Source organism: Vibrio metoecus, assembly GCF_009665255.1.
Taxonomy (GTDB): Bacteria; Pseudomonadota; Gammaproteobacteria; order Enterobacterales; family Vibrionaceae; genus Vibrio; species Vibrio metoecus_B.
This window is the reverse complement of sequence record NZ_CP035686.1, coordinates 804,100-828,962: the sequence shown is the minus strand read 5'-3', so window position 1 is coordinate 828,962 and position 24,863 is coordinate 804,100. Positions and strand designations below refer to the sequence as shown.

At 46.8% G+C, this 24,863-nt stretch carries 23 protein-coding genes and 1 pseudogene; 10 read left to right on the top strand and 14 right to left on the bottom strand.

Going from position 1 to position 24,863, the window contains the following annotated elements; translation table 11 throughout:
* Positions 1-73: 73 nt before the first annotated feature.
* On the bottom strand, positions 74-1,375 hold the full coding sequence (tig, locus tag EPB59_RS03925) for a trigger factor (protein ID WP_055051060.1): 1,302 nt from the start codon (positions 1,373-1,375) through the stop codon (positions 74-76).
* Between the two features lie 290 nt (positions 1,376-1,665).
* Positions 1,666-1,885 (bottom strand): annotated as a pseudogene (locus tag EPB59_RS18405) (TolB protein).
* Here EPB59_RS18405 and EPB59_RS03915 point away from each other — a divergent pair.
* Entirely contained in the window at positions 1,875-3,668 is a 1,794-nt protein-coding gene (locus tag EPB59_RS03915) for a sensor histidine kinase (protein WP_154171614.1), read from the top strand. The pseudogene EPB59_RS18405 and the gene EPB59_RS03915 sit on opposite strands and share 11 nt — an antisense overlap.
* Positions 3,669-3,670: 2 nt before the next feature.
* Positions 3,671-5,011, top strand: a complete 1,341-nt coding sequence (locus EPB59_RS03910) for a sigma-54-dependent transcriptional regulator (RefSeq protein ID WP_154171613.1) — start codon at positions 3,671-3,673, stop codon at positions 5,009-5,011.
* A gap of 105 nt (positions 5,012-5,116) precedes the next feature.
* Here EPB59_RS03910 and EPB59_RS03905 read toward each other — a convergent pair whose 3' ends face one another.
* The 4 genes from EPB59_RS03905 to EPB59_RS03890 all read right to left on the bottom strand — a co-directional run bounded on the left by EPB59_RS03905 (position 5,117) and on the right by EPB59_RS03890 (position 9,910).
* Positions 5,117-6,478, bottom strand: coding sequence for a TRAP transporter large permease (locus tag EPB59_RS03905; RefSeq protein ID WP_055051057.1), 1,362 nt, complete (start codon positions 6,476-6,478; stop codon positions 5,117-5,119).
* Positions 6,479-6,481: 3 nt separating this feature from the next.
* On the bottom strand, positions 6,482-7,144 hold the full coding sequence (locus EPB59_RS03900) for a TRAP transporter small permease (protein WP_000438268.1): 663 nt from the start codon (positions 7,142-7,144) through the stop codon (positions 6,482-6,484).
* 68 nt (positions 7,145-7,212) lie between these two features.
* Positions 7,213-8,211 carry a TRAP transporter solute-binding subunit DctP gene (gene dctP / locus EPB59_RS03895; protein ID WP_055051055.1) on the bottom strand — a complete coding sequence of 333 codons (999 nt, stop codon included), beginning with the start codon at positions 8,209-8,211 and terminating at the stop codon, positions 7,213-7,215.
* 229 nt (positions 8,212-8,440) lie between these two features.
* On the bottom strand, positions 8,441-9,910 hold the full coding sequence (locus tag EPB59_RS03890; RefSeq protein ID WP_154171612.1) for a protein adenylyltransferase SelO: 1,470 nt from the start codon (positions 9,908-9,910) through the stop codon (positions 8,441-8,443).
* 533 nt (positions 9,911-10,443) lie between these two features.
* Between EPB59_RS03890 and EPB59_RS03880 the strand changes: the two genes are divergently transcribed.
* The 6 genes from EPB59_RS03880 to EPB59_RS03855 all read left to right on the top strand — a co-directional run bounded on the left by EPB59_RS03880 (position 10,444) and on the right by EPB59_RS03855 (position 15,838).
* Positions 10,444-10,914, top strand: coding sequence for an oxidoreductase (locus EPB59_RS03880; protein WP_055051053.1), 471 nt, complete (start codon positions 10,444-10,446; stop codon positions 10,912-10,914).
* Positions 10,915-11,012: 98 nt separating this feature from the next.
* Positions 11,013-12,845: a putative bifunctional diguanylate cyclase/phosphodiesterase gene (locus tag EPB59_RS03875; protein ID WP_195707092.1), complete on the top strand. Its 1,833-nt coding sequence runs from the start codon at positions 11,013-11,015 to the stop codon at positions 12,843-12,845.
* 145 nt (positions 12,846-12,990) lie between these two features.
* Positions 12,991-13,683, top strand: coding sequence for a CDP-alcohol phosphatidyltransferase family protein (locus EPB59_RS03870; protein ID WP_154171610.1), 693 nt, complete (start codon positions 12,991-12,993; stop codon positions 13,681-13,683).
* A 2-nt stretch (positions 13,684-13,685) separates the two neighbouring features.
* The gene (locus EPB59_RS03865) at positions 13,686-14,618 is read left to right on the top strand and encodes a phosphatidate cytidylyltransferase (protein ID WP_055051051.1); all 933 of its coding nucleotides are present in this window, start codon (positions 13,686-13,688) and stop codon (positions 14,616-14,618) included.
* A 7-nt stretch (positions 14,619-14,625) separates the two neighbouring features.
* Positions 14,626-15,306, top strand: coding sequence for a lysophospholipid acyltransferase family protein (locus EPB59_RS03860; protein ID WP_154171609.1), 681 nt, complete (start codon positions 14,626-14,628; stop codon positions 15,304-15,306).
* 79 nt (positions 15,307-15,385) lie between these two features.
* Positions 15,386-15,838, top strand: a complete 453-nt coding sequence (locus tag EPB59_RS03855) for an acyl-CoA thioesterase (RefSeq protein ID WP_154171608.1) — start codon at positions 15,386-15,388, stop codon at positions 15,836-15,838.
* Here EPB59_RS03855 and EPB59_RS03850 read toward each other — a convergent pair.
* Positions 15,822-16,364, bottom strand: coding sequence for a phosphatase PAP2 family protein (locus EPB59_RS03850; RefSeq protein ID WP_032469437.1), 543 nt, complete (start codon positions 16,362-16,364; stop codon positions 15,822-15,824). The two genes, EPB59_RS03855 and EPB59_RS03850, sit on opposite strands and share 17 nt — an antisense overlap.
* Before the next feature lie 222 nt (positions 16,365-16,586).
* On the opposite strand from EPB59_RS03850, the gene EPB59_RS03845 reads away from it, so the two are divergent.
* On the top strand, positions 16,587-17,207 hold the full coding sequence (locus tag EPB59_RS03845; protein ID WP_055051049.1) for a LysE family translocator: 621 nt from the start codon (positions 16,587-16,589) through the stop codon (positions 17,205-17,207).
* Positions 17,208-17,250: 43 nt separating this feature from the next.
* Here EPB59_RS03845 and EPB59_RS03840 read toward each other — a convergent pair whose 3' ends face one another.
* The 6 genes from EPB59_RS03840 to EPB59_RS03815 are packed head-to-tail and all read right to left on the bottom strand — an operon-like array spanning position 17,251 to position 22,488.
* On the bottom strand, positions 17,251-17,913 hold the full coding sequence (locus tag EPB59_RS03840; RefSeq protein WP_154171607.1) for an HAD-IB family hydrolase: 663 nt from the start codon (positions 17,911-17,913) through the stop codon (positions 17,251-17,253).
* 1 nt (position 17,914) lies between these two features.
* The gene (locus EPB59_RS03835; protein ID WP_154171606.1) at positions 17,915-18,934 is read right to left on the bottom strand and encodes an ABC transporter ATP-binding protein; all 1,020 of its coding nucleotides are present in this window, start codon (positions 18,932-18,934) and stop codon (positions 17,915-17,917) included.
* Positions 18,931-19,710 (bottom strand): ABC transporter permease, encoded by a 780-nt coding sequence (locus tag EPB59_RS03830; protein WP_055030037.1) that lies wholly within the window; start codon positions 19,708-19,710, stop codon positions 18,931-18,933. Before EPB59_RS03830 ends, EPB59_RS03835 begins: the two co-directional genes overlap by 4 nt.
* Positions 19,700-20,575 carry an ABC transporter permease gene (locus EPB59_RS03825; RefSeq protein WP_195707091.1) on the bottom strand — a complete coding sequence of 292 codons (876 nt, stop codon included), beginning with the start codon at positions 20,573-20,575 and terminating at the stop codon, positions 19,700-19,702. The genes EPB59_RS03830 and EPB59_RS03825 overlap by 11 nt, the downstream gene beginning before the upstream one ends.
* Before the next feature lie 32 nt (positions 20,576-20,607).
* On the bottom strand, positions 20,608-21,414 hold the full coding sequence (locus tag EPB59_RS03820; protein WP_154171605.1) for an alkaline phosphatase family protein: 807 nt from the start codon (positions 21,412-21,414) through the stop codon (positions 20,608-20,610).
* A 9-nt stretch (positions 21,415-21,423) separates the two neighbouring features.
* Positions 21,424-22,488, bottom strand: a complete 1,065-nt coding sequence (locus EPB59_RS03815) for an ABC transporter substrate-binding protein (RefSeq protein ID WP_154171604.1) — start codon at positions 22,486-22,488, stop codon at positions 21,424-21,426.
* Positions 22,489-22,700: 212 nt separating this feature from the next.
* Here EPB59_RS03815 and EPB59_RS03810 point away from each other — a divergent pair, with 212 nt between their 5' ends.
* Complete coding sequence (locus EPB59_RS03810) at positions 22,701-23,420, top strand: UTRA domain-containing protein (RefSeq protein WP_154171603.1); 720 nt, start codon at positions 22,701-22,703, stop codon at positions 23,418-23,420.
* Positions 23,421-23,439: 19 nt separating this feature from the next.
* Here the strand turns inward: EPB59_RS03810 and EPB59_RS03805 are convergent, their stop codons facing one another.
* Complete coding sequence (locus EPB59_RS03805) at positions 23,440-24,735, bottom strand: OpgC domain-containing protein (protein WP_154171602.1); 1,296 nt, start codon at positions 24,733-24,735, stop codon at positions 23,440-23,442.
* Positions 24,736-24,863 lie beyond the last annotated feature (128 nt).

The following is a 24,863-nucleotide window of genomic DNA, read 5'->3' as shown; positions in this document are numbered from 1 at the left end:
GATGGGTATCACACGGACCATTGTTAGCAGATGATTGATTGTTTCGTCAACCTTCTACGCTACAGTTTGCTTATTAAGCAGCAACTGGGTTCATCAGCTCGCTGAAGCTGATCGCTTTTTCAGTTACTTGTGCTTTCGCAATGATCGCGTCTACCGCTTGCTCTTCTAGAGCAACGTTACGCATGTTGTTCATCAACTGTTGGTTTTGCTCGTAGTAAGCAACAACTTCAGTTGGATCTTCATACGCGGTAGCCATTTCAGTGATCAGTGCTTTCACTTTGTCTTCATCTGCTTTCAGTTCGTGAGTACGGATTACTTCACCCAGCAGCAGACCAACCACTACGCGGCGTTTTGCTTGCTCTTCGAACAGTTCACGAGGCAGTTGAGCTGCAGCTTCAACATTGCCACCGAAACGTTGTGCAGCTTGTTGACGCAGAACACCGATTTCTTGATCGATCAGTGCAGAAGGAACGTCGATTTCGTTCGCTTTTACTAGACCTTCGATTGCTTGCTCTTTGATGCGCGCTTTGATCGCTTGCTTCAGTTCGCGTTCCATGTTCTTACGTACTTCTGCTTTCAGAGCGTCAACGCCGCCTTCAGCAACGCCGAAACGTGCAACAAACTCATCGTTCAGTTCTGGCAGTTCACGTGCTTCCACTTTGTTCACTTTGATCGCGAACTGAGCCGCTTTACCTTTCAGGTTTTCTGCGTGGTACTCTTCTGGGAAGTTCACATCGATAACGAATTCCATTCCTTTAGTTTTGCCAACGATACCGTCTTCAAAACCTGGGATCATGCGGCCTGCGCCCATTTCCAGAGGGAAGTTTTCTGCTTTACCGCCTTCAAATTCAACGCCGTCGATAGAACCAACGAAATCGATAGAAACGCGCTTGCCGTTTTCTGCAGCTTCGTCAACTTCTTTCCAAGTTGCTTGTTGCTTACGCAGAGTTTCCAGCATTTCTGCTACATCAGCGTCAGTCACTTCTGCTGATGGTTTTTCTACTGCGATGCTTTCTAGGCCTTTCAGTTCAACTTCTGGGTAAACTTCGAATGTTGCTGTGAAAACCAGATCTTTGCCTTCGCCAATTTCAACTGGAGCAAACGTTGGCGCACCAGCTGGATTGATTTTTTCTTTTACGATCGCTTCGATGAAGTGGCGTTGCATCACTTCACCCAGCACGTCTTGACGTACTGCTTTGCCGTACATTTTCGCAACCATCTTCATTGGCACTTTGCCTTTACGGAAACCATCGAAACGACGGTTTTTCGCGATGTTGCGTAATTCAGCTGCTACAGCGTCTTCGATGTTTGCAGCTGGAACAGTAATATTCAGACGGCGCTGTAGGCCTTCTAGCGTTTCAACAGTAACTTGCATTATTTCTAAACCTCAAAACTGGCTCAGGGTTTCTGAGCGTCATGAGCCAACACGACGTGTGGCTGCATCCTTGTGTTGTGCCCGATTGAACACTGAAATGTAAATATTGAGCATCGGCTTTCAAGCAAATCGCCAGAAAACCAGACTAATGAGCGATATCTTTTGGTAAAGGTATCTCTGATTAGTCTCAGGACCAAATTTCAGACGCGACATTCTAACGACCACAGCCGAAGCTGTCGAGTTAATCCCCGGTCAGAGTCAAGCCAATCTCCTGAAAACCCAATCAAGTGCTAAAAATTCCACCAGAAGGAAACCAATAGCCACTCTGAAATGGGGACAATATAGGCTTTTTCAATGGAATCGAGGCTTTTTTTTATTGAAAAGCGTAAAAAGAGATCTTGCTCTTGTTTTGCATACCGAGATTGCGATCTTTTTAAACGCGTGAATGCCCTAGACTCAGTATGATGTGACTAAAGGATTTGTTGAATAAGAGCCAAGGATGTCTTCGATTCGTCGTCTTAGCCTGATCTTGTGGGTTATTTTCATTGCGCTAGCCAGTTTGAGCACGCATCTCTATTGGCGTGTTCAATATCATTCTTTGCTCAGTGAGCATCAATCACAGCTTGATCGATTTTCCAATCATATCGTTGCCACTTTAGATAAGTATGCTCACATTCCCCACTTGATTTCGAAAGATAAAGAGCTGGTTGACGCTCTGCTTTCCCCACAAAATTCAGCGCAAATTGACATTACCAATCGTTATCTCGAACAGGTCAACGAAGTGATTCAAGCGGCAGATACCTATTTGATTGACCGATTTGGTAACACGATTGCATCCAGTAACTGGAATTTGGATCGTTCTTTTATTGGGCGCAACTTTGCATGGCGACCCTATTTTTACCTCTCGATCTCCGGTGAAAAAAGTCAGTATTTCGCGCTCGGTTCGACTTCGGGACAACGCGGTTACTATTATGCTTACCCCGTTATTTATGCTGCGGAAACACTAGGAGTTATCGTAGTCAAAATGGATCTCTCTGCGATTGAAGAAGGCTGGCAGAGCAAGAACAGCTATTTTGTCGCGACGGATGAGAACCAAGTGGTGTTTATGTCTAGCCAACCGGCTTGGCTGTTTCATAGCGTTTCAGACTTGCCTACGTCGCAATTGAAAGCGATTCGTGCCAGCCAACAATATCTGGATAGCCCCATTCCGTCCTTGGGTTGGCGAGGCGATTTGTATGCAGAGCAGAGCGAATGGCGAAAGCCAGAAAAACATTGGCTGCAAGATGACTATATTGTTTCTAGCCGCACCTTACCGCAACACGCACTGACTATTCGTGTACTTTCACCGAAAATCGAACTGTTTTGGTCCGCTTTTGGTTTACTGATTATCCTGTGCATGCTGTTTGCGATCGTCTATCTCGGTTTCCAGCTCTGGTATCACAGGCAGCTGCGCCAACGACAAATTGAACAGCTGCAACAAGAAACCAAACAGAAACTGGAATTTGAGGTGATGGAACGTACCGCCAAGCTGCATGCGGAAATTGCCGAGCGAATAAAAACCGAGCAAGCCCTGCGTCAAACGCAGGATGAGTTGATTCAAGCGGCTAAATTGGCAGTGCTCGGCCAAATGTCAGCCAGCATCAGTCACGAGCTGAACAACCCTCTCGCCGCGATTCGCAGCTTTGCCGATAATGGTCGTCGTTTCCTTGCGACCAACAGGCCAGAACGGGCGGAAGAGAACTTAACGCGCATCTCAGCACTCACCGAACGCATGGCGAAGATCAGCGAACAGCTTAAATCATTTGCTCGTAAATCCACCTCGAATGAGCAGCAAGAAGTCCAGTTGTACCCGCTCATTTTATCCGCCAAAGAGTTGATGACCGCTCAATTCAAAACGCAGATAACCCAGTTAGAGTTATGTGAGGTTGATACTCCGGTCTGGGTACGCGTAAACCCCATCCAGCTTGAACAGGTGCTGATTAATCTACTCACCAATGCGTTACAAGCATTAGAGGGACAAGCTGAGCGCATCGTCCAAATCAGGTTGCAAATTTCTAAGCAGCAGATACAGCTTTATGTGGATGATAACGGCCCCGGCATTGGTCTTGAAACTCTGCCGCATCTGTTTGAGCCATTCCACACCACGAAAAAGAATGGTTTAGGGCTTGGACTTTCTATCTCACAACAGATTTTACACAGCATGCAGGGCGAATTGAGTGTCGCAACATCACCATTAGGTGGTGCGCGCTTTACCATCACCCTGCCTCGTTTCACACCTCTCAATATGGAATAACCATGTGTGATGTATTTTTGATTGATGATGAGAGCGATATTCGCATCGCGCTCGCACAAAGTTTCGAATTGGCCGATCTCAATGCTCAGTTTTTTTCCAGTGTCGAAGAGGCGTTGTTGGCAATCAAGACACAAGGGCTCCCTCTGGTCATCGTCAGTGATATTTGTTTACCCGGTTTAAGTGGGCAGAATTTACTGAGCTCCGTATTACATCAAGACAGTGAACTGCCCGTCATTCTCATCACGGGGCATGGTGATATTTCAATGGCGGTCAAAGCCATGCATGATGGCGCTTACGATTTTATTGAAAAGCCATTCGCTCCAGAGCGACTGATTGATACGGTGCATCGTGCCATCGAAAAGCGTCGCCTTACGTTGGAAAACCGCCAGCTAAAACGCAGTTTAAAAGTCAGCCAAACTTTAGGCCCACGTATTATTGGCGAGACAACGGCGATTCAGTCTTTGCGTGAGACGATAGCCCAAGTCGCTGACACGCAAGCGGATATTCTATTGCTCGGAGAGACAGGAACCGGCAAAGAGTTGGTTGCCCGTTCGCTGCATGAGCAGAGTTCACGCCGTGAGCAAAACTTTGTGGCGATTAACTGTGGCGCGGTACCAGAAAACTTGATTGAAAGTGAGCTTTACGGTCATGAAAAAGGCGCGTTTACGGGTGCCGAAAGCCGACGCATTGGTAAATTTGAACATGCCCAAGGTGGCACTCTGTTCCTCGATGAGATTGAGTCTATGCCAATGCAAGCGCAGATCCGGCTGCTGCGCGTATTACAAGAGCGAGTGATAGAACGCATTGGCTCGAATGAGCTCATCCCTCTCGATATTCGTATGATTGCGGCAACCAAAATTGATTTAAAGCAAGCCGCGGCGGAAGGACAATTTCGGCAAGATCTCTATTATCGACTCAACATTGTCACCTTGGACATTCCACCGCTGCGTGAACGCAGAGAGGACATTCCAGCTCTCTTTCACCATTTTTTACTGGTCGCCGCCGCTCGCTATGGCAAAGCCGCAACCGCTCTGACTCCCATTGATGTGCAGCACCTACTCAGCCACGACTGGCCGGGCAATGTACGTGAGCTGCGCAATGCCGCTGAACGCTACGTGTTACTCGGTAAACTGGCACAATTTGCTGAAAATAATGAGCCTAAGCGCCAGCTGTTGGGGTTGAATGAACAAGTCGCTGAGTTCGAGAAATCCATTCTAGAGCAAACGCTAATAGAGTGCGGAGGCAGTATCAAGGCGACTATGGAACGCCTTAACCTGCCGCGTAAAACCTTGTATGACAAAATGCAGAAGTACCAACTCGATAAAGAGAGTTACAAACCCTAGCTTTCGCCACAGAAAGCACGTACACCGCAATCGGTTGTGGATGTTCGGAAAAAACAGCCCTTCGCATGCGAAGGGCTGTGTCTCATTAACGGTATGCCTCATTCTCTAGCGAGTAATGATTTCCGGCCCCATCAAGAGTGTGGGCAACCATGTCGATATCCACGGTACATAAGTTACAATGATGAGGAATAAGAACATCACGCCAACCCATGGCAGCGCCGCTTTCACCACATTAACCATCGACATTTTTGCAACCCCCGCCGTCACAAACAAGTTCAAGCCCACCGGAGGAGTGATCATCCCAATTTCCATGTTCACCACCATCATGATTCCCAAATGAATTGGGTCAATACCTAGCGCGATTGCGATCGGAAATACCAGAGGTGCGACAATCACTAATAGACCCGATGGTTCCATAAATTGGCCGCCAATCAGCAACAGTAAGTTCACCACAATCAAGAAAGTGATAGGGCCCATTCCCGCAGACAACATCGATTCTGCAATCATTTGTGGAATGCGTTCTTCGGTCAGTACATGCTTGAGGATCAGGGCGTTGGCAATAATGAACATCAGCATAATCGTCAGCTTGCCCGCATCGTACAGCGTCGCTTTGGTGTCTTTGTGTACGAAAGTTTCCAGCACTTTCACTGCTGCAGGTTTGGTGTTGTTCTTATCCGCAAACGGCCCCATATCGCGATAAATGAAGTTGGCGATAAAGAAAGCGTACACTGCCGCAACCGCTGCGGCCTCCGTTGGAGTAAAGATCCCACCGTAGATACCGCCTAGGATAATCACCACCAACAATAAGCCCCAGCTCGCTTCTTTGGCCGCTTTTAATGCCTCTTTCCAGCCGACAAAGGGCTGTTTGGGTAAGTTTTTCACCCGCGCGGTAATGTAAATGGCGATGATCAGCATCAAACCGGCCAATAACCCTGGGATCACACCACCAAGAAACATACGACCGACCGAGACGTTGGTTGCCGCTGAATACACCACCATAACAATCGAAGGCGGGATCAAAATACCCAAGGTTCCCGCGTTGCAGATCACTCCAGCTGCAAACTCTTTGCTATAGCCGTTTTTCACCATACCGGCGATCACAATACTACCGATGGCAACCACCGTTGCAGGAGAAGATCCGGACAACGCAGCAAACATCATACAAGCCACGACGGAGGCAATCGCCAAACCGCCGCGGAACCAACCCACCATCGCAATGGCGAAACGAATGATCCGTTTTGCTACCCCGCCAGTAGACATAAAACTTGAAGCCAAAATGAAAAACGGGATCGCCAGCAGCGTATAGTGTCCTGCAAACGCGTTAAACAACGTTTGCGCCACTGCCGCTAGAGAGGTATCCGAATGCCAAAGCAAGAACAGAATGCTCGACAACCCAAGAGAAATGGCAATCGGTACCCCAATCAACATTAGGCCAATCACCAGAATAAATAACAGTGCAACCGCCATGATTTACTTCTCCTTGCCTTGGGTATTAGGCATCATCGCCTCACTGGCTTCTGAAAGCTCCGCTTTTAGGGCTTCTAGATCTTCTTCTGCTTCATGCCCTGCGATCATACGATCCAGCTGACCCGTTACAATTTTCCAAGCGATCTGCATAAAACGAAAAGTGAGCAATCCCATACCAATTGGCAACGCGGCATAAGGGATAAAACGCGGCAGCTTTTCATAACGCTCACCTTCGTTTAACCAATCCGCGAGAAACTGCAGAGCATCAGGCATAGGAATATCGTCCGTTTCATACCATGCACGTTCACTGATAAAGGGGTACCAATATTGCCAAGATCCGACCAGCAGCATGATAGAAAATGCCAAGCAGCAAGCCACCGCCACTAGCGCATAGAGCTTGCGCAGCCCTTGAGGGGCAATATTAATCAATACATCCACACCAATATGGAAGTGTCTTTTTACGCCGAAAGAGGCACCGACCAGCACCATCCACGCAAACATAAATACGGTGCCTTCTAACGCCCAGAGAATGTTGTCGTTAAACAAATAGCGCATGACGACGTTAGCAAAGGTTAATAGGGTCATTGCGCCCATAAAAAACGCAATCAGAAATTCTTCAATCATGTCGGTAAACTGACCGACTCTAGAAAGCCATGACTGTTCCATGTGATACATCGCTCTAATAGTGTGACGAACAGACAAACGGCCCCACCGCAATGGGGCCAAAAGAGAGATTACTTCTTGTTCGAAGTCAACGCGGCATCAATCAGATCAGAACCGATGTCTTTTTCAAACTTCTTCCAAACCGGCTTGAAAGCATCAACCCATTGCTGACGTTGCTCTGGGGTCAGAGTACGCACCACGCCACCTGCTTCAATGATGTACTGCTTGTTCAGTTCCTCAACCTTATTGGATTCTGCGTTGCGTTCTAACGTCACTTCACGAAGAATTTGAGCAAACTGGTCACGCACATCTGCCGGTAAGCCATCCCACCATTTGCTTGATGTCACAACCAGATAATCCAAGATACCGTGATTGGTTTCGGTCACACCGTCTTGTACTTCAAAGTACTTCTGACCATAGATGTTTGACCAAGTATTTTCCTGTCCATCAATAACTTTGGTCTGCAGACCGCCATAAGTTTCTGCAAATGACATTTTCTGAGGGTTAGCACCGATCTGCTCAAACTGGGCTACCAATACATCAGATGCTTGTACGCGGAACTTCAAGCCTTTCGCATCTGCCGGAACGAGGATCGGTTTATTAGCAGAAATTTGCTTCATTCCGTTGTGCCAGAATTCTAGGCCTTTCACGCCACGGCGAGTCATGGCATTTTTCAACTCTTCACCTTTGGCAGAACTTTGGAAACGGTCAACAGCATCAACATCATCAAAAAGGAAAGGTAGGTCGAAAATGCGGTACTTTTTGGTGAATTTTTCGAATTTTGACAGCGAAGGTGCCGCCAATTGCACATCACCATTGAGCAATGCTTCTAACACTTTGTCATCATCGTACAGTGTCGAGTTAGGGAATACCTGCATACAGGCTTTGCCATTCATCTCTTCGTTGACACGTTTTTCGAGTAGTGACGCAGCAATCCCTTTCGGGTGCTTATCTGTATTGGTCACGTGGCTAAACTTGATCACGATTTCACCCGGATCACAGTTAGCAGCGGCGTTAAAGCTTGTTACAGCGAGGACAGAAGCGGCGATTAGGGTAAGCGGCTTGATCATTCTTATTCTCCTTGGTTGGATTTTTCAGCCCATCATTGGACTGCGTACTTATACCAAAGCAACAAGCGCGCCAATCATTACATATTTTTAACATCACTGAGGAATCAGTACGTTGCAATCCAACACACTGCAAAATAGAACCTCGCGTTACGCTAACACCATAAAAAATGGGTGGAAAACCACCCATCAAATTTAACGTTTGTGTAACTTTCCACCCATGCACAATAATCTAAGATGAGCAGCTAATTTCGAGTTTCTTACCCCACTCAGGAGGCAGCTTTGCATAATGTTCAAACTCTGGGTGTTCATCATAAGGGGTCGCGAGAACCTGAGCCAAATGATGCATCTCTTGGAAATTCCCACGCTCTGCCCACTCAATCACTTGCTGGGCTAAGTAGTTACGCAAGATGTATTTCGGGTTCACTTGACGCATAGCATGACAACGCTCACGGGTACTGATTGGCTGACCATCTTGCCCAAGCTCACGGGCTGCGCGGGTAAGATAACGCTCGATCCAAGCCTGAGCCGATTGACGATCAACCACCAAATCCACCACCGCAGCGGCATCTTGTCGATCCAGACAAGAAAGTTCACGCAAAAAGCGCGTGTAGTCGGTATGGTTATTGGTCAGTAGCGCGAAGAAATCAGCAAACAGCTCACCGTCGCCTTCTTGCTGACTTGTTAGCCCTAACTTTGCTCGCATCAATTGGCTGAAATGAACGTTAAGGTGATCGGAATAACTGGCTAGAGCGGTTTCTAAATCTGCTTTTTCGACTAATGGCGATAGTGCATGTGCGAGCGCAGACAGGTTCCATAAACCAATACGTGGCTGCTGATCAAACGCATAACGCCCCTGATAGTCGGAGTGATTACAGATAAAGTTCGGATCGTAATCATCCAAAAAAGCAAACGGACCGTAGTCAAAGGTTTGCCCTAGGATCGACATATTGTCGGTATTCATCACGCCATGGTTAAAGCCATACACCTGCCATTGCGCAATCATCAGTGCCGTGCGTTCTACGATTTGCTGAAACCAATTGGCATAAGGTTTTGCACACTGAGCGCAATCAGGGAAATGCCATTCAATCACTTTATCGGCTAACAATTTCAGTTCAACGTGTTGTTCGGTATAAAATAAATGTTCAAAATGACCGAACCGGATGTGGCTTTGCGCAAGGCGTACCAACAACGCCCCTCGTTCTTCACGCTCACGATACACTGGCGTATCACTCGCCATCAACGCTAAAGCGCGTGTGGTAGCAATCCCTAAACCAGCCATTGCTTCACTGCACAAATATTCGCGAATGGATGAACGCAACACCGCACGACCATCTCCCATTCGTGAATAAGGCGTGAGTCCTGCGCCCTTGAGATGAATATCAAACACTTCGCCCTGCTTCGTCGCCATTTCGGCCAACAGCAATCCGCGCCCATCACCGAGTTCGGGGTTATAGACACCAAATTGATGCCCTGCGTATTTCATCGCTAAAGGTGCAAAACCGACCGGTAACTGCTGACCCGAAAGTGAGGCCAACAATTCATCATTAGGCACTTCAGGCAAACCAAAATCCTGCGCGAGAGCCACATTCCACATCCCCCAGCGGACGTGTTCTAAAGGCTGCGGACGAATTGATGTATAAAAACATTGAGGTAAAGCAGCAAAGCGTTGGCTAAGACGTACAGAATTCCACACCGACATAATCAGACTCGCGATAAATCATTTGTCCGCACGTTAGCAAATACCCGACCTTTACACTAGGTTTTATTAAGTTCGTTTGTGTGCAGAAAATAACACCAACATAGATTCACAGTTCTATGCTTAACTCAGGCTCTCACAAAGCTATCCAAGCCCATAAAAAAGCCGAGCATTAAGCTCGGCTTTGATAACTATTCGGTGTCATTACAAAAGCATGAAGGTGAAGCCTAATGCCAGCAAGGAAAACACCAAAGTACGACCCACAACACCTAGCATGCTAGGTTGAACCATTTCAACGTGTTCCATATCGATCTCCTCACCTTTATGTTTATGACACGGTAATGACAATATGGTGAAGTTTCGGAAAATCAGCAAGAGATTATGGTGTTAATTTTTTGTGACAAAAGTTGTACCAGATACCCATCCTGAACCCAAACAAACACGACTTTAGTGCTAAGCCTAAAGATGGAACTTGCACGCTGCACACGGGCTACCTATACCTATAAGAGTCACTCATGTATAGAGAGATATATCGAATGAAAACTGGGCGTACTTTATTCTTTACACTACTAGCATTAATCAGCACCAAGCTGTTTGCTGAAGAACCGATTCTAACCCTAACCCATCAGGATCAAACCATTTCTGCCACCTACCAAGATCTTCTGGCACGTAGTGATTTAACGATTGTCACTGAGACACCGTGGACACAAGGCAATACTGAATTTAAGGGCATTTCTGCTCAAGCGATTTTAGCTTGGGTAGGCGTAAAGCAAGCCGATCTCAAAGTTATCGCATTAAATAAATATTGGGCCGTTATCCCTTATTCCGACATCGAGAAATACAATCCTGTGTTTGCTATTCAGAAAAATGGCAAGCCAATGGCCATTCGTGATCGTGGGCCGGTTTGGTCAATTTACCCACTCACCAACAGCGGGGAACTAAACAATGAAGTGCTCCACAGCCGTATGGTCTGGCAAATCAGTCATATAGAAATTATCAGCCCCTAACTATTATGAAAAAGTCTTTACTTGCTTTTTTCACTCTAGTCTTCGCTATGATCCTAATTTCGTTATGGGCCATGGTACGCTTTACCAATACCTACAACATGCTGACCAAATATACTCAGCTTACCGCTTGGTCTTTGGCACAACTGGAAGTAGAGACGCTCAATTTTACCCATAGATTAGACACTTACTTGCTAACCGGAAGCAGTGAAAGCTATAAGGCAATGAGCCTCAACTACGATATTCTGTGGAACCGTTTTGATCTCTTTCTAACCAGCAAAGAGACCCATGAACTTAGGCAGCAGCATGATGCCCAAAAAATCATTCAAGAAACGTTTACTCAACTCAAACGTTATGAGCTAGCAATAAGCCGAGGCGATAAAGCCGCACTTCAGGAGTTGCGGCAAATTCTGGAGCCTTATAACGATCAAATTCGAGATTTAGCCATTGTGAATTTCACGGGTGAAAGCGCCAACGCAAACCTCCGAATTATCACCGACAATAAACAGCAACTGCTCTATTTTTTCGCCGCGATCTTGCTAATTTTGATTTTGCTGTCTTACATGACCTATCGTTCTGCAGATTACCAACAGTTTCTCGCATGGCATGATCCATTAACAAAACTGAAGAACCGCAACTTTATTGTTAAAACACTGAAAAAAAGTCGACTAAAAAAGCAAGAACCTGTCGCGCTAATCCTATTCGACCTCAATCGATTCAAAGAATTAAACGATACGATCGGTTACGCCTCTGGCGATCTATTGCTCGTAAAAATTGCAGGATTGTTGACTCAACGCTGTCACCCATTCGCTTATCAATGTGCCAGAATGGGTGCCGATGAGTTCGCGGTATTACTGCACCCTTGTAATGGTAACGCAGAGTTTTTCATCCGTAATTTATGGAATGACCTGACCAAGTTAGTACAGGACAATGACCCCACAAAACGTTTGAGCGTAGCGATGGGTGTTGTCACCTGCCAAACCCAAGACTTTACTCAAACCAATTCAACCCTACGCGCGAAGAGTTTATTAAACAATGCTGACTTAGCGCTTAATATCGCGAAAAAAACACCAGATGGTCAGGTGGTGTATTACACCCGTGAAATTGAAAGTGCCTACAACAAAAAGCGGATACTCGCAGAGCAATTACAAAAGCTACTGGCAGACCCTAACCAATCTCACTTGTACTTATGCTACCAACCTATTTTATCGCGTAACCCTGAACGATTAGGGTGTGAAGCCTTAATTCGTTGGCAACATCATGAATTTGGTTTCATCAATCCACAATACTTAATCGAAATAGCAGAAGAATACGGGCTCGGGAAAAAACTCGGCGCGTGGATCATGCAGCAAGTCTACCTTGCATTACAAAATGATTGGAAAAACTATAACCGTCGATTAGATGTTTCCATCAACCTTTCCAATTCTCTGTTTGACGATGCATTGCCCGACCTCGTGACCGAAATTTTTGGCAGCCATGAAAACTTTCTCAACGCGATCATTTTAGAACTGACTGAAACCATGACGATCGATGACTTCGCACACAGCATGAACATCATCGAAAAATTGGAAAAAATGAAGGTTCGCCTTGCCTTAGACGACTTTGGAACAGGCTGGTCTTCACTGTATCAACTCAACCACCTCAGATTCAGTAAATTGAAAATTGATAAATCCTTTGTCGACAATATGAATCGAAATCAGCAACAAGCGATTTTCATCGCTTCAATTGTTAATCTCTCCCATCAATTAGGAATGGAAGTCGTTGCTGAAGGTATTGAACAAATGACCCAACTCGAACAACTTAAACAACTGGGTGTCGACGAGTTTCAAGGTTATTACTTCTCACGACCTATCTCAAAAACCGAGTTTACTGCGTTTTGTAAACACTATTTCGCCTCAGGTAATGTGCCTCTTTCAACCCAAATTAATGAGTGATGCATTAACAATCGGCGCCACAAGATTGAGACGCGTGCCAAATATCACTCAACCTACCTTGGTATGACTTCTTTTCACTACAGATTATGTGTTACCACATCGCCTATTGCCAACCACGCTTTCATTTGTGGTAACAAGAGGTTACATGGAAAAGACACTATCTGAAGAGAAAAATCGCCGCCCACTTGCGGTTCGAGAACTGAGCTTCACCAAACGTATTGCCGTTTGGTTGAGCCAAAAACAGATCACACCTAACCAAATTTCGCTCATGAGTATTGCTTTTGCGCTGCTTGGCTGTGCCATTTTGGCCGTATATCAAGGCTACCCTGCTCCGCTTTGGCTCATTCTGGCAGCCTTATCGATTCAAGCACGTTTACTGTGTAACTTGTTTGATGGCATGGTTGCCGTAGAAGGCGGCAAGAAGACCCCTGCTGGCGAATTGTTTAATGATGTACCGGATCGGATCGCCGACCCTTTGTTGATTCTTGGTGCAGGTTTTGTCACGACTTCTGCGCTCGGAATGACCTTGGCATGGCTTTGTGCGCTTCTTGCGGTGCTGACCGCCTACATTCGTGTATTGGGAGTCAGCATGGGCGGTGAAGCTGATTTTCAAGGCCCGATGGCTAAACAGCATCGCATGGCGCTGCTTACCCTCAGTTTGCTCTTTATCGCGACACTGTCACTGTTCGATGAGCTCCCAACCTTTTTCGCATACACCATGGATATCACCTTAATCGTCATGCTGATCGGGCTGGTACTCACGGTTTGGCGACGCTTACAGCACATTTATCAATTCCATGCGGCGCGTGCTTCGTCGTCCGATCATCAAGGTAACTAGTCATGCTCAACATTCCTCAACACTCACTGCACTTGATGTTGGTGATTTTGGCCATTCTAGTGGTAGGTACACTCTGTTATTTGTGGCTGTCTCGCCGCTATCCTGAACGCGATTATCTCGAATTAAAGCTGCGTATTCGTTCATGGTGGTGGATGGTTGCGATTGTGTTTGTCGTATTGCAGCTTCCACTCAACTACACGCTCTTTTTTGTGGGTTTCCTGAGTTTCATGGCACTGAAAGAGTTCCTATCGATTGTGCCAACACGAATGACCGATCGCCGAGTGATTTTCTGGGCTTATTTATCTATTCCATTTCAGTACTACTGGCTCTCCATCGGCTGGTACGGCATGTTCATTATCTTTATTCCAGTCTATGTATTCCTGTACTTACCTATGGTGATGGTGCTGATTGGAGATACTAAAGGCTTTATTCGCTCGGCAGGCATTATTCACTGGGCAATGATGTTGACCGTATTTTGTATCAGCCATATGGCATACCTATTGGTGCTACCAAACTTAAACCCAGATGCAGGTTCACTGGGTATGTTGCTGTTTTTATTGGTGATGACTCAGTTCAATGATGTTGCCCAATACGTATGGGGAAAAAGTTTTGGTAAACATAAGATCGTTCCGAAAGTCAGCCCGAATAAAACTTGGCAAGGCTTTATCGGCGGCACATTGACCGTGGTTACCGTTTCATACTTTGCAGCGCCTTATCTAACACCGTTAACGGCGACGCAAGGGTTGGTCGGCGGAGTCATCATTGCCTTGAGTGGATTTATTGGCGATCTGGTCATTTCTTCAGTCAAGCGCGATTTGCGTATTAAAGATACCAGCCAATTTATTCCGGGTCATGGTGGCATTTTGGATAGGGTCGATAGCTTGATGTTTACCGCTCCGCTGTTTTTCCACTACCTCTATTATCTCTATTACTGAGGCTTATATGGCGCGTATTCTGAAAGTGCTGTTTTTCCTATTGATCGTTAAACCCTTAGTTTTTATTGGGTTAGGGCTCAATATTTTACAGCGTCAAAATCTCCCGACTCAAGGTCCAATGGTGATTGCCGCCAATCACAATAGTCATTTAGATACACTCGTACTCATGGCTCTGTTTCCGCTGCATTTAATTCACCGAGTGCGCCCTGTCGCTGCAGCGGATTACTTTCTGGTGAATCCGCTTGTGGCTTGGTTATCACTGAATATTATAGGCATCATTCCGATCCGTCGTTCCCCCTCAAGCAATGAACGTGACGCGGTACTGCAAGCTTGCCATGAGGCTTTAGACCAAGGCGATATTCTGATTATTTTCCCAGAAGGGAGTCGTGGTGAGCCGGAAATAATGAGTGGTTTGAAAAAAGGCATTTATCATTTAGTCAAAAATCACCCAGAGCGTGCGGTATTACCTGTGGTCATGCGTGGTTTGGGGCGAGCACTACCCAAAGGTACAGCGATATTTGTGCCTTTCAACTGCGATGTGGTGATAGGTGAGCCGTTAACCGGTTTTAGTGATGCGGAACATTTCGTACAGGTCATGCAAAAGAATTACCAGCAATTGGCGACCCACTGTATCACACAAACCCAAGCGACTCAGGATAGCGAAACCATCGACAGCAGAGAAATTTAACGTTTTGCTAACAAGCTCAAGCTTAAAATCGCCATTTACCGTTAGAATATTTGTTCTAATCACAACACGAGTAAAAGGCATGGAATCGCTTTTAAAAGATTTCCCTGTGGTCACAAAAATCGTGGTCGCATGGGGAGAGATGGATGCGCTGCAACACGTCAATAATGTGGTCTACTTTCGCTACTTTGAAACCGCGCGAATTGATTACTTCGCTCATCTTAAGTTGATGGAAGAGTTACAACGCACCCAAGTTGGCCCAGTGCTATCGGAAACACAAGCGCGTTATAAAATCCCCGTCACCTTTCCTGATACGCTGCTGATTGGTTCACGCATTACATCCGTACAAAGCGATCGATTTACGATGGAATACCAAGTGGTGAGCCAAAAACTTGGTAAAGTGACTACACTAGGCAGTGCAACGGTCGTGATGTTTAACTTTAAAACAGGTGAGAAAGCCCTGCTGCCAGAGCCAGTGAGAGACGCCATTCAAGCTTTGGAAGGACCATCCCTCTCCATCACCAACGCATCGTGACGCTAATACCTGCTTGGTCACCCTCAATCCAAGGTAATACTTGCACCGAGTCATCAAACGACTCGGTGAATATCCACGCTGACACCGTTCCTAACGCTGCGCCCGCAAGGACATCACGCCAGTAATGTTTATTACCTTCAACCCTACCCAAACCTGATAACGCCGCCATACCATATGCTGGCAGTCCAATCTCCCAACCATAGCGAATGTTCAGTGTCGTCGCAGCGGCGAAAGCGTTCGCGGTATGGTTTGACGGAAAACTGTCATTACCGCTACCATCTGGGCGTTCTTCATCAATCAATGATTTGGCAACCAAGCCAACACCGGAAGCCGTTGCAAGGCTCAATCCAGCTTGAGTAAAGCCTTGCCAGTCGCTTTGATAAGCTGGCACCACAAGCGCCAAGCCCACTAAACTGTATGTACCTATATCACTGAACGTTTCCCAGTTTTTTGCGTTATCGGCACACACCACTCCAGAATAAATGGCAGTCAACGCCGCACAGCTCAACCAAACCGTTTTCTTCATTATGCTATCCATCTCGTTTCAATACGGCCATTGTATCTTGCGATGAAAGAATACCCCAACCATCTTAAGGTTAGTGCAAATACCCGATGTACAACGCTATCGGTTTGAGGTGAATAAAAAAACATCGGTAAATTGCCGATTGCGCATTATTCAAATGGCCTATATTGTGAATCTGTTGTTAATGGAACTAACACAATAATCCTCTGGCTAGGGAGAGAATAGATGAATACGGCACTCTTGGGACTGTTTATACCCACCTTCTTTTTTGTTTCGATTACTCCAGGTATGAATATGACCTTAGCGCTCACTTTGGGGATGAGCGTCGGTTATCGAAGAACACTGTGGATGATGGTGGGTGAACTACTTGGAGTGGCTTTAGTGGCTGTTTCTGCCGTGGTTGGGATTGCTGCGATCATGTTGCGTTACCCGACTATTTTTACCCTGTTCAAAATTGTTGGGGCCAGTTATCTGATTTATCTTGGCATTCAAATGTGGCGCTCACGCGGCAAACTCGCTATCAATTTCGAGCAATCCTCGACCTACCAGGGCAGCGATTGGGGATTATTCGTGCAAGGTTTTGTGACGGCGATTGCCAACCCCAAAGGCTGGGCATTTATGGTGTCATTGCTGCCTCCCTTTATTGATCAATCATTAAGCCTAGCCCCGCAACTGACGTTACTGGTTGCCATCATTCTGCTTTCCGAGTTTATCAGCATGAGCTTGTATGCCACGGGTGGAAAAGGGCTAAAGCGCTTATTAAGCCAAGCTCACCATGTTCGCTTACTCAATCGGATTGCAGGATCATTAATGGCTGGGGTGGGTGTTTGGCTTTATTTTAGTTAGCGGATTTGCCACCCATCGACAAGATGGGTGGCAACCCAAACACTTACACCGCCCAAGATAATACGGGCCAGCCTTGCTGCTCAGCCTGAGCTTTCAAGCGCGGGCAAGGATTAACCACATACGCAAAATCGGCATGCTCACATAACGGCAGATCATTGATGGAATCGGTATAAAAATGAATGTCGTGGTAGGTTGCATCCTGCTCCGCTAACCACTGCTGCAATCGCAGCACTTTACCTTCGCGGTAGCTCGCAACGCCCTCAATATCACCGCTGTAGCAACCGTCGTGGTTCACAAGGTCAATTCCTAGCGCATGTTCAATCCCAAAACGTTGAGCGACTGTTTTCACTAAGAAAGAAACCGAAGCGGAAATAATTATGCAGGTATTGCCTTGCTGCTTTAACCGCGCAATCAGTTCGCGGGCTTGAGAAAATTGTTTCGGAACAATTAAGCGTGACACGCATTCTTCCACCCAATCTTGCACCGTTGCAATTGGCACTAGAGCTAACGGCTGCATCGCAAAAGCAATGTATTCCGCCATATCCATCTTGCCTTGCGCGTACAGCGCCATGCGCCTTCTATCTTCTTCCACAAAATTGCGCTCCGTCGCAATGCCTTTCTCGGCAAGAAACGCATTCCAAATCATCGCACAGTCCCCATCAATCAGGGTGTCATCCAAATCAAACACATAAAGGGGGTTGCTCATTTCAGGCTCTCACCGGTTGTACTTCGTTTAAATTAAACATCAATTCTAATTGGCTCCCTTTCGCCAGCAAACGCTGTGAGGAACGATTGAGTAAATCGACCGTCAGCTCACATTCATCAACCTGTACTTGATAACGAATAACGTTACCTAGCAATTGATGATTGAGCACTACGGCAGGCTTTGGTGCAGAAACATGCTCTCCATAATGACGCCCCGCCTCACGCACATAAATCGACTCAGGTCGAATCGCCACTTTAAACGAGGTATCAAGGTTGAGGAGCACTTTCGCTTGCTGAGCGTCCACCACGTTATAGTGCCCCATAAAACTGGCGACAAATTCGTTGGCAGGTTGAGTGTAAATCTGCTCCGGCGAGCCAGTTTGTACGATTTTCCCTTGATGCATAAGGAAGATTCGGTCAGACATCATCATCGCTTCTTCTTGGTCATGGGTGACAAAAAGCGTGGTCAGTTGTAGCTCTTGCTGAATTTGCCGGATCTGTTGACGCAGGCTTTTGCGGATCTTGGCATCCAACGCTGAAAGCGGCTCATCAAGCAACAAAATACGTGGCTGAGTGACTAAAGCCCGTGCCAGAGCAACCCGCTGTTTTTGTCCGCCAGATAACTGATGCGGGTACTGGTGCTCTTTACCTTGCAGCTCAACCAGTGCAATCACTTGCTTCACTTGTTTGGTTATTTGAGCCGCTGGCACTTTTTTCATCTTCAGGCCAAACCCAATGTTTTGCTCTACCGTCATATTGGGAAACAGAGCGTAAGATTGAAAGACCATGCCAATCCCACGCTGTTGAGGTGGCAGATCCGTCATGTTCTCGCCATCCACCCAAATTTCACCGTTATCGAGAGGGTTAAGGCCTGCTAGGCTGCGTAACAAAGTGGACTTACCGCAACCACTGGGACCAAGTAGGGTGATCAGTTCCCCCTTTTCAATTTGAAAAGAGACATCATTCACGACCGTATTCGCCGCAAACTGTTTCGTTAGATGGTATGCACTTACATAACTCATGCTTGTCCTCCTCGGCTCAAGCGTGCAGCAAGCCAAGTCAGTAGAAAAATAAACAAAAAATAGGTCATCACTAATGCAGAAGTGAAATGGCCACTGGTTTGGCGCATGTTGTAGAGGTAAATCTGCAAGGTTTCATAGCGTGTCCCAACCAAAATATTGGCAAACACGAACTCGCCGAGCAGGAATGAAAACGACAAAAACAGCGCAGAAAGGAGCCCTTTCTTCAAATTTGGTACGATGATGAAAAAGAAGGCTTGCCGAGTCGTAGCACCGAGCAGATGAGCGGCATCCATCAAATCCTGTAAGTGAATCGCCGCAAAATTATTGGCAATCGCACGATACATAAACGGCAAAGCAATGGTGAAATACGTCCCGATCAAAATCCACGCGCTACCTGCAATTGGGCTATCAGCGTAGAGTTGCAACAGACCCACCGATGACACCACAGGTGGCACAGCAAAGGGTAACAAAATCAACAGATTCATCAGCCGGTCTAATTTGGGGAAATAGTAAAACACCACAAACATCGCGGGTAACACCACCGCCACACTGAGTGCTAAAGCGCCAAAACTCACCAATAAAGAGCGCCCAAAAGCTTCGAGAAAACGCAGATCAGAGAACAAACTGATATACCAATCAAACGTTAACCCATCGGGCAGCACCGTTGCCCCCCAACGGGTTGAGATCGAATAAATAAAGGTTGCAACAATCGGCACTAGCATCAGTGTGGCAAAACCGTACACCACTACACGATAACGAAAAGCATTAGGCTGCATCGCGACTTCTCCTTACACTGCGGCCGATCAACCACTGATTAATAACCGTAAACAGCGCCAAAATAACCATCAACAAGGTCGATATCGCAGCGGCGAGGTTAGGTTCTAGAAATAAATCGCCCGAAACGAGGCTGGCAATACGAATGGTGATCAGGTTGTAATTACCCGATGTCAGTGCATACACGCTCGCGTAAGCACCCATGGCATTGGCCACTAAAATGATCAAGGTACCCAGTAGCGCGGGTGATAACACCGGCAGCGCGACGCTCAGCCAATACTGCCGATGGCTGGCACCCAATAACGCCGCAGCTTCCTGCCATGTATCATCCAAGGCATCAAAAGCTGGGTACAGTAACAACATGGCTAACGGGATCTGGAAATAGATATAAATCGCGAGCAGTCCCCACCTGCCATACAGGTCAAACTCCCCCAGCAGACCATACTGCTTGAGGAGCAGCGTGACGGCGCCATTGGTACCTAAAATAATCATAAAAGCGAATGCCAACGGCACTCCGGCAAAATTGCTGCTCATGTTGGTAAAGGCAATAACCCCATCGCGAATTTTACTGTTCACGCGCCGCAACGCCGCCACCCACAACACCGCCAAACCTAAGCCAATCACTGCCGACCAAAGTGACAACCACAAACTATTGGTAAACGCTTGACGCATGAACGCGGAATTCATCACCTCGAAATAATTGTCGAATCCCCACTCGCCTTGTGCCAAAAAGCTGTTCACTAACACCCATAACATAGGCGCTAACTGAAATAAGAAGAACAGCACTGCAAACGGCAGCAACCACACGGCGGGTAATAAGCGATGCTGTATCACCTTGAGTGCCGTATTCGGTTTGGCTTCCGCCATTTGGGAGGTTTCCGTCATGCTCATTGATCCTTTCATGGTTGTAACACCCCCATCGGCCAAGGTTTTTCATGCGTTAATCCCAATAGCTGACAAACCAAGCCACAGATCTCGGTTTGTTTGACAGTAGCGGGTAGCAAACTGAATTGGCTGCCTAACAAATAAAGGGGGACTTGGCGTTCTTCATTCAAGGTTCCACCGTGTGAGCGATCTTGATTCATACCGTGGTCACTGGTGATCAGCAATTGGTAGCCTTCATTGAGCCACTGCTCAATATAGCGACCTAATAAAGAGTCCATTTTTCTTGCGCTATTACGGTACTGTGCTGAATCTAAGCCGAACTGGTGTCCGGCATCATCAATATTCATCGGGTGTAGTAACAGAAAATCCGGATCATGCTGACGACGTAACCACTCTCCATCGAGCAATAACGCTTCGTCCGGATAATGGTCCCAATGATAAAAACAACCGTGTTGGATATTGAGTGATGTGTCTTGCGTAAAGCGATCACGAATGGGGTCGTAGGGCGCGCGGTTATAAAGCTCACTGACCCAATGATAAGCGGCAGCGGCCGTCACTTTATTTTGGGCTCTCGCGAGGCTGAAAATAGACTCATGATGCGAGCGTCGAACCACTTGATTGCTGATAATGCCGCTATCGGTCGGGCGAACTCCCGTGAGTAAACACTCGTACAAAGGACGAGATAAAGACGGTAACTCACTTTCGACGAGATAAACCGCTGCTCTTTGCTGCTCAACCAAGGCTTGCAAGTAGCCCAAACAGTGTTGGGCTACTTGATAGTTGAGTCCATCCAGAACAACGAGGATGACTTTATGACTCATAACAAGCTCTTATTGTTGATGGATCAGAACCGATTCCTGCCACTGGCGAGGCAGTTTGCGTGCCGATTTTTCCCATGCGGAAAAATCCGTCACAGGGTGCACATTGCGGTATTGGTCATTCGCCAACAATTTAGCTCGTACCGCTTCTGGCAATTCAACATTGCTACGGATAGGACGAGCGTAGCCTTGCGCTAGATTAATTTGGCCTTGGTCACTAAAAATGTACTCACGCGCTAATTTCGCCGCGTTAGGGTTTTTCGCAAATTTATTGATGACGGTGGTATAGCCGGAGATCACTGAGCCGTCTTGAGGAATTGAAACGGCAAAGCGTTCACGGTCAATTTGATCACGATAGCTCAGTGCATTGAAATCCCACAGAATCGCGACTTCGACTTCACCTTTTTCCAGATTCGCGATGCTCGGATCGGTAAATGAAAGGCGCTTTTGCTTAGCTAATTCAGCAAAAAAATCGAGCGCGGGTTGTAAGTTCGCCTCGTTCCCCCCTTTGGCAAAAGCAGCAGCAAGCACAGCATTGTTGGCTTGAGCCGCCACACCGACATCGCCGACGGCGACTTTGTAATCACCCTTGAGCAGGTCATCCCACGTTTGTGGCACTTGCTTCACCAGTTGAGTATTGGTGATAAAAGCGATGGTTCCTGTGTACGCCAACGCCCAGTGACCTTCTTTATCTTTCGCCCACGCTGGGATTTCATCCCATGTTGATGGCTTGTACGCTTGAGTCACGCCTTTCTCTACCGCAACACGCGCAAATGCAAAACCCACATCGCCAATGTCAGCGGTTGCGTTTTTCTTCTCCGCTTCAAATTTAGCAATCTCTTGCGCCGAACTCATATCGGTATCTTGGTGCTTCACACCATATTTGGTTTGCAAATCAACCCAGGTATCTTTCCAGTTCGCCCAGCTATCTGGCATACCTACGCTGTAGACTGCACCTTCTTTTTGCGCAGCTTCAATCAAAGAATTCAGATCAGCATCTTTTGCCATGGCACTGGCTGAAATGCCCATCATCAGGCTTGTAGAAAGTAGTATTGAACGGCTCAGTAACGTTTTCATTGTCTCCATCCTTCTGGACTAGGTCAGTAAGTTCTACCCGTTACCTTAAGCCGAGAATGTGACGATTTATCAGCAGTTATTTGACACTTTTGTTCGCTTTTGATGACACTTTGGTTGCTTTACCACTGCTCTCAGCCTGTCTTGTTGTCATCAATCTGTTATCTGCATCCACTATGCTCAATACACATCATTCCATTGGACTAGATCAGAAGATGAGAAAAGCGGGCTCGACCCAATTAAGTCGAATTACTCACAGTTTGCGCCAACAAATTGCAGATGGTGTGCTGTCTCAAGGACAGAAACTGCCTTCCGAACGCGAGCTCAGCGAACTTTTTAGCACCACGCGAATCACCTTAAAAGACGCGTTAATTGCACTGGAAACCGAAGGATTGATTTATCGTGAAGAGCGGCGGGGATGGTTTGTTTCACCCGATCGTATTGTCTACAACCCACTCTCGCGTTGCCATTTCCACCAGATGATTCATGAGCAACATCGCAGCGCAACCACTCGGGTTATTAGCACACGCAGTGAGATGGCCAGCGGTGAATACGCCAAAGCATTGGCCATTCAGCACATTACGCCCATTCATATTATTGAACGTTTACGCAGCATTGACGGGCGTGCCGTACTGTTTGTCGAAAACTTACTGAAAGCGGCACTGTTTCCACACATCTTACAGTGTGATTTAAGCCAATCGCTCACCGCGCTGTATCGAGAAAAGTACGGCTACCAAACCTGCCGTTCAATATTTGAAGTGATCCCGACCTCAGCGCCTAGCCATGTGGCGAAAGCACTGAATTTAGCGGCAGGTCAGCCTGTGTTGAAAATTTGCCGAATCAATTATCAGCAAGAGGGGCGCTTAATGGATGCAGAGTTTGAATATTGGCGGCCAGATGCGGTGGTGATTCGCATCGATAGTGACAATCACTGAGGCCGCCAAGCGTCTTCCGTTAGTTTAACGGTGTTTCATCACCCGTGGAGGGTTCATTCAAAAGTTCCGTGCTCGGAGCTTCGCCACTGGCTAAGGGAGTGCCGACCACTTCATCACTGATCGCCACAATGTCACTTTTTGGCGGCTCAGGAAAAGCCACGAAAGTCGTACTCGCCACCAACAACAAAGATAACGCAGTCACGACCGAAGATGAAAAATTCATCAACTTATCTTTACGTTGTACTTGTAACCAAGCCGGAATCCACAATGTCGTGCAGAGCAGCAGAATGATCGGCGTGTGCCACATCGATTCGCGCGTAGTCAGAAGCCAAGGCGCCGTGACAAAAATCAGTACCGTTTGCCAAGTAAAAACTTGTAATGAATGGCGACCAAGATAACTCAGCGGCTCATACACTAACGCGGTAGGGAAAAAACGGATCACAACGGAGATTAAGTAGATCCACACACTCAAGCTCAGTACACGTAACCATCCAAGCTCTGGTTTACTCGATGCCGCGTACACCATTTTCTTGGGAATACCAAGTGGCGTTAAAAGATCACGATAGGCCATAAAAATGATCAAGGCGATACCAGCACACAGCCACGTTAATTTGGGCTGAAACCAAGCCAAATCGCCTTGACGCTTGCTGTAGCCTAGCGCACCACCAAAGAAAAACAGCAGTTGCCAAGCAAACGGATCAAAGTAACCCAGCTCAGGAATGTATTCCGCCGAAAGCCACTTAAACATAGGGGTTAACATTGAGGATTGAATCCAACCACTGCTCGCCCATATCACCACACTCAGCGCGAGTATCCATTTGAGATAGCCACGGCGAAACCCATACAGAGCCAAAGGAAACACCAGCATATACATAATATACAGCGGTAAAATTTCCAAATAAGCGGGTTTATTGAGTAGCAAGAAACTCATCAGCATGGTCATAAACGGCATGTTTGGCAGGTTGCTAAAGCTGCCACCAAACACAGTCACTTGCTCGGCAAAATAGTGGCTGCCCAATAAGAACCACAACATGGCAATAAAGAGTGCGGCCATGTGGTATTTGTAGATCGTGAAAGCACGATGCCACACTTTATTGGTCGCCTGACGGTCAGAATACTCACGGCGGCTATAAACCATGCCAGCCAGTAATCCAGACATAAAAATAAAGCCCTCTGCCGCACCAAATACGCCGATAGGCTCATGCGTAAAGATTTGCAGAATGGTTGTACCGCCGCTGTACCAGATGAGATGGTTGAAGGTGATTAACACCAACAAGAGTCCTCGGATGCTGTCCAATGCGGGGATGCGTTTCATGGGTAGTCTCCCTGCATTTTCAGTGCAAAAAAATCGGCAATAGACGGCGATTTTCAATCAACTAAAAATGCGGATAAGCGGTTGAATATATTAGGTAATATGGCAGGACGGTGATATCTAGTTTGGAC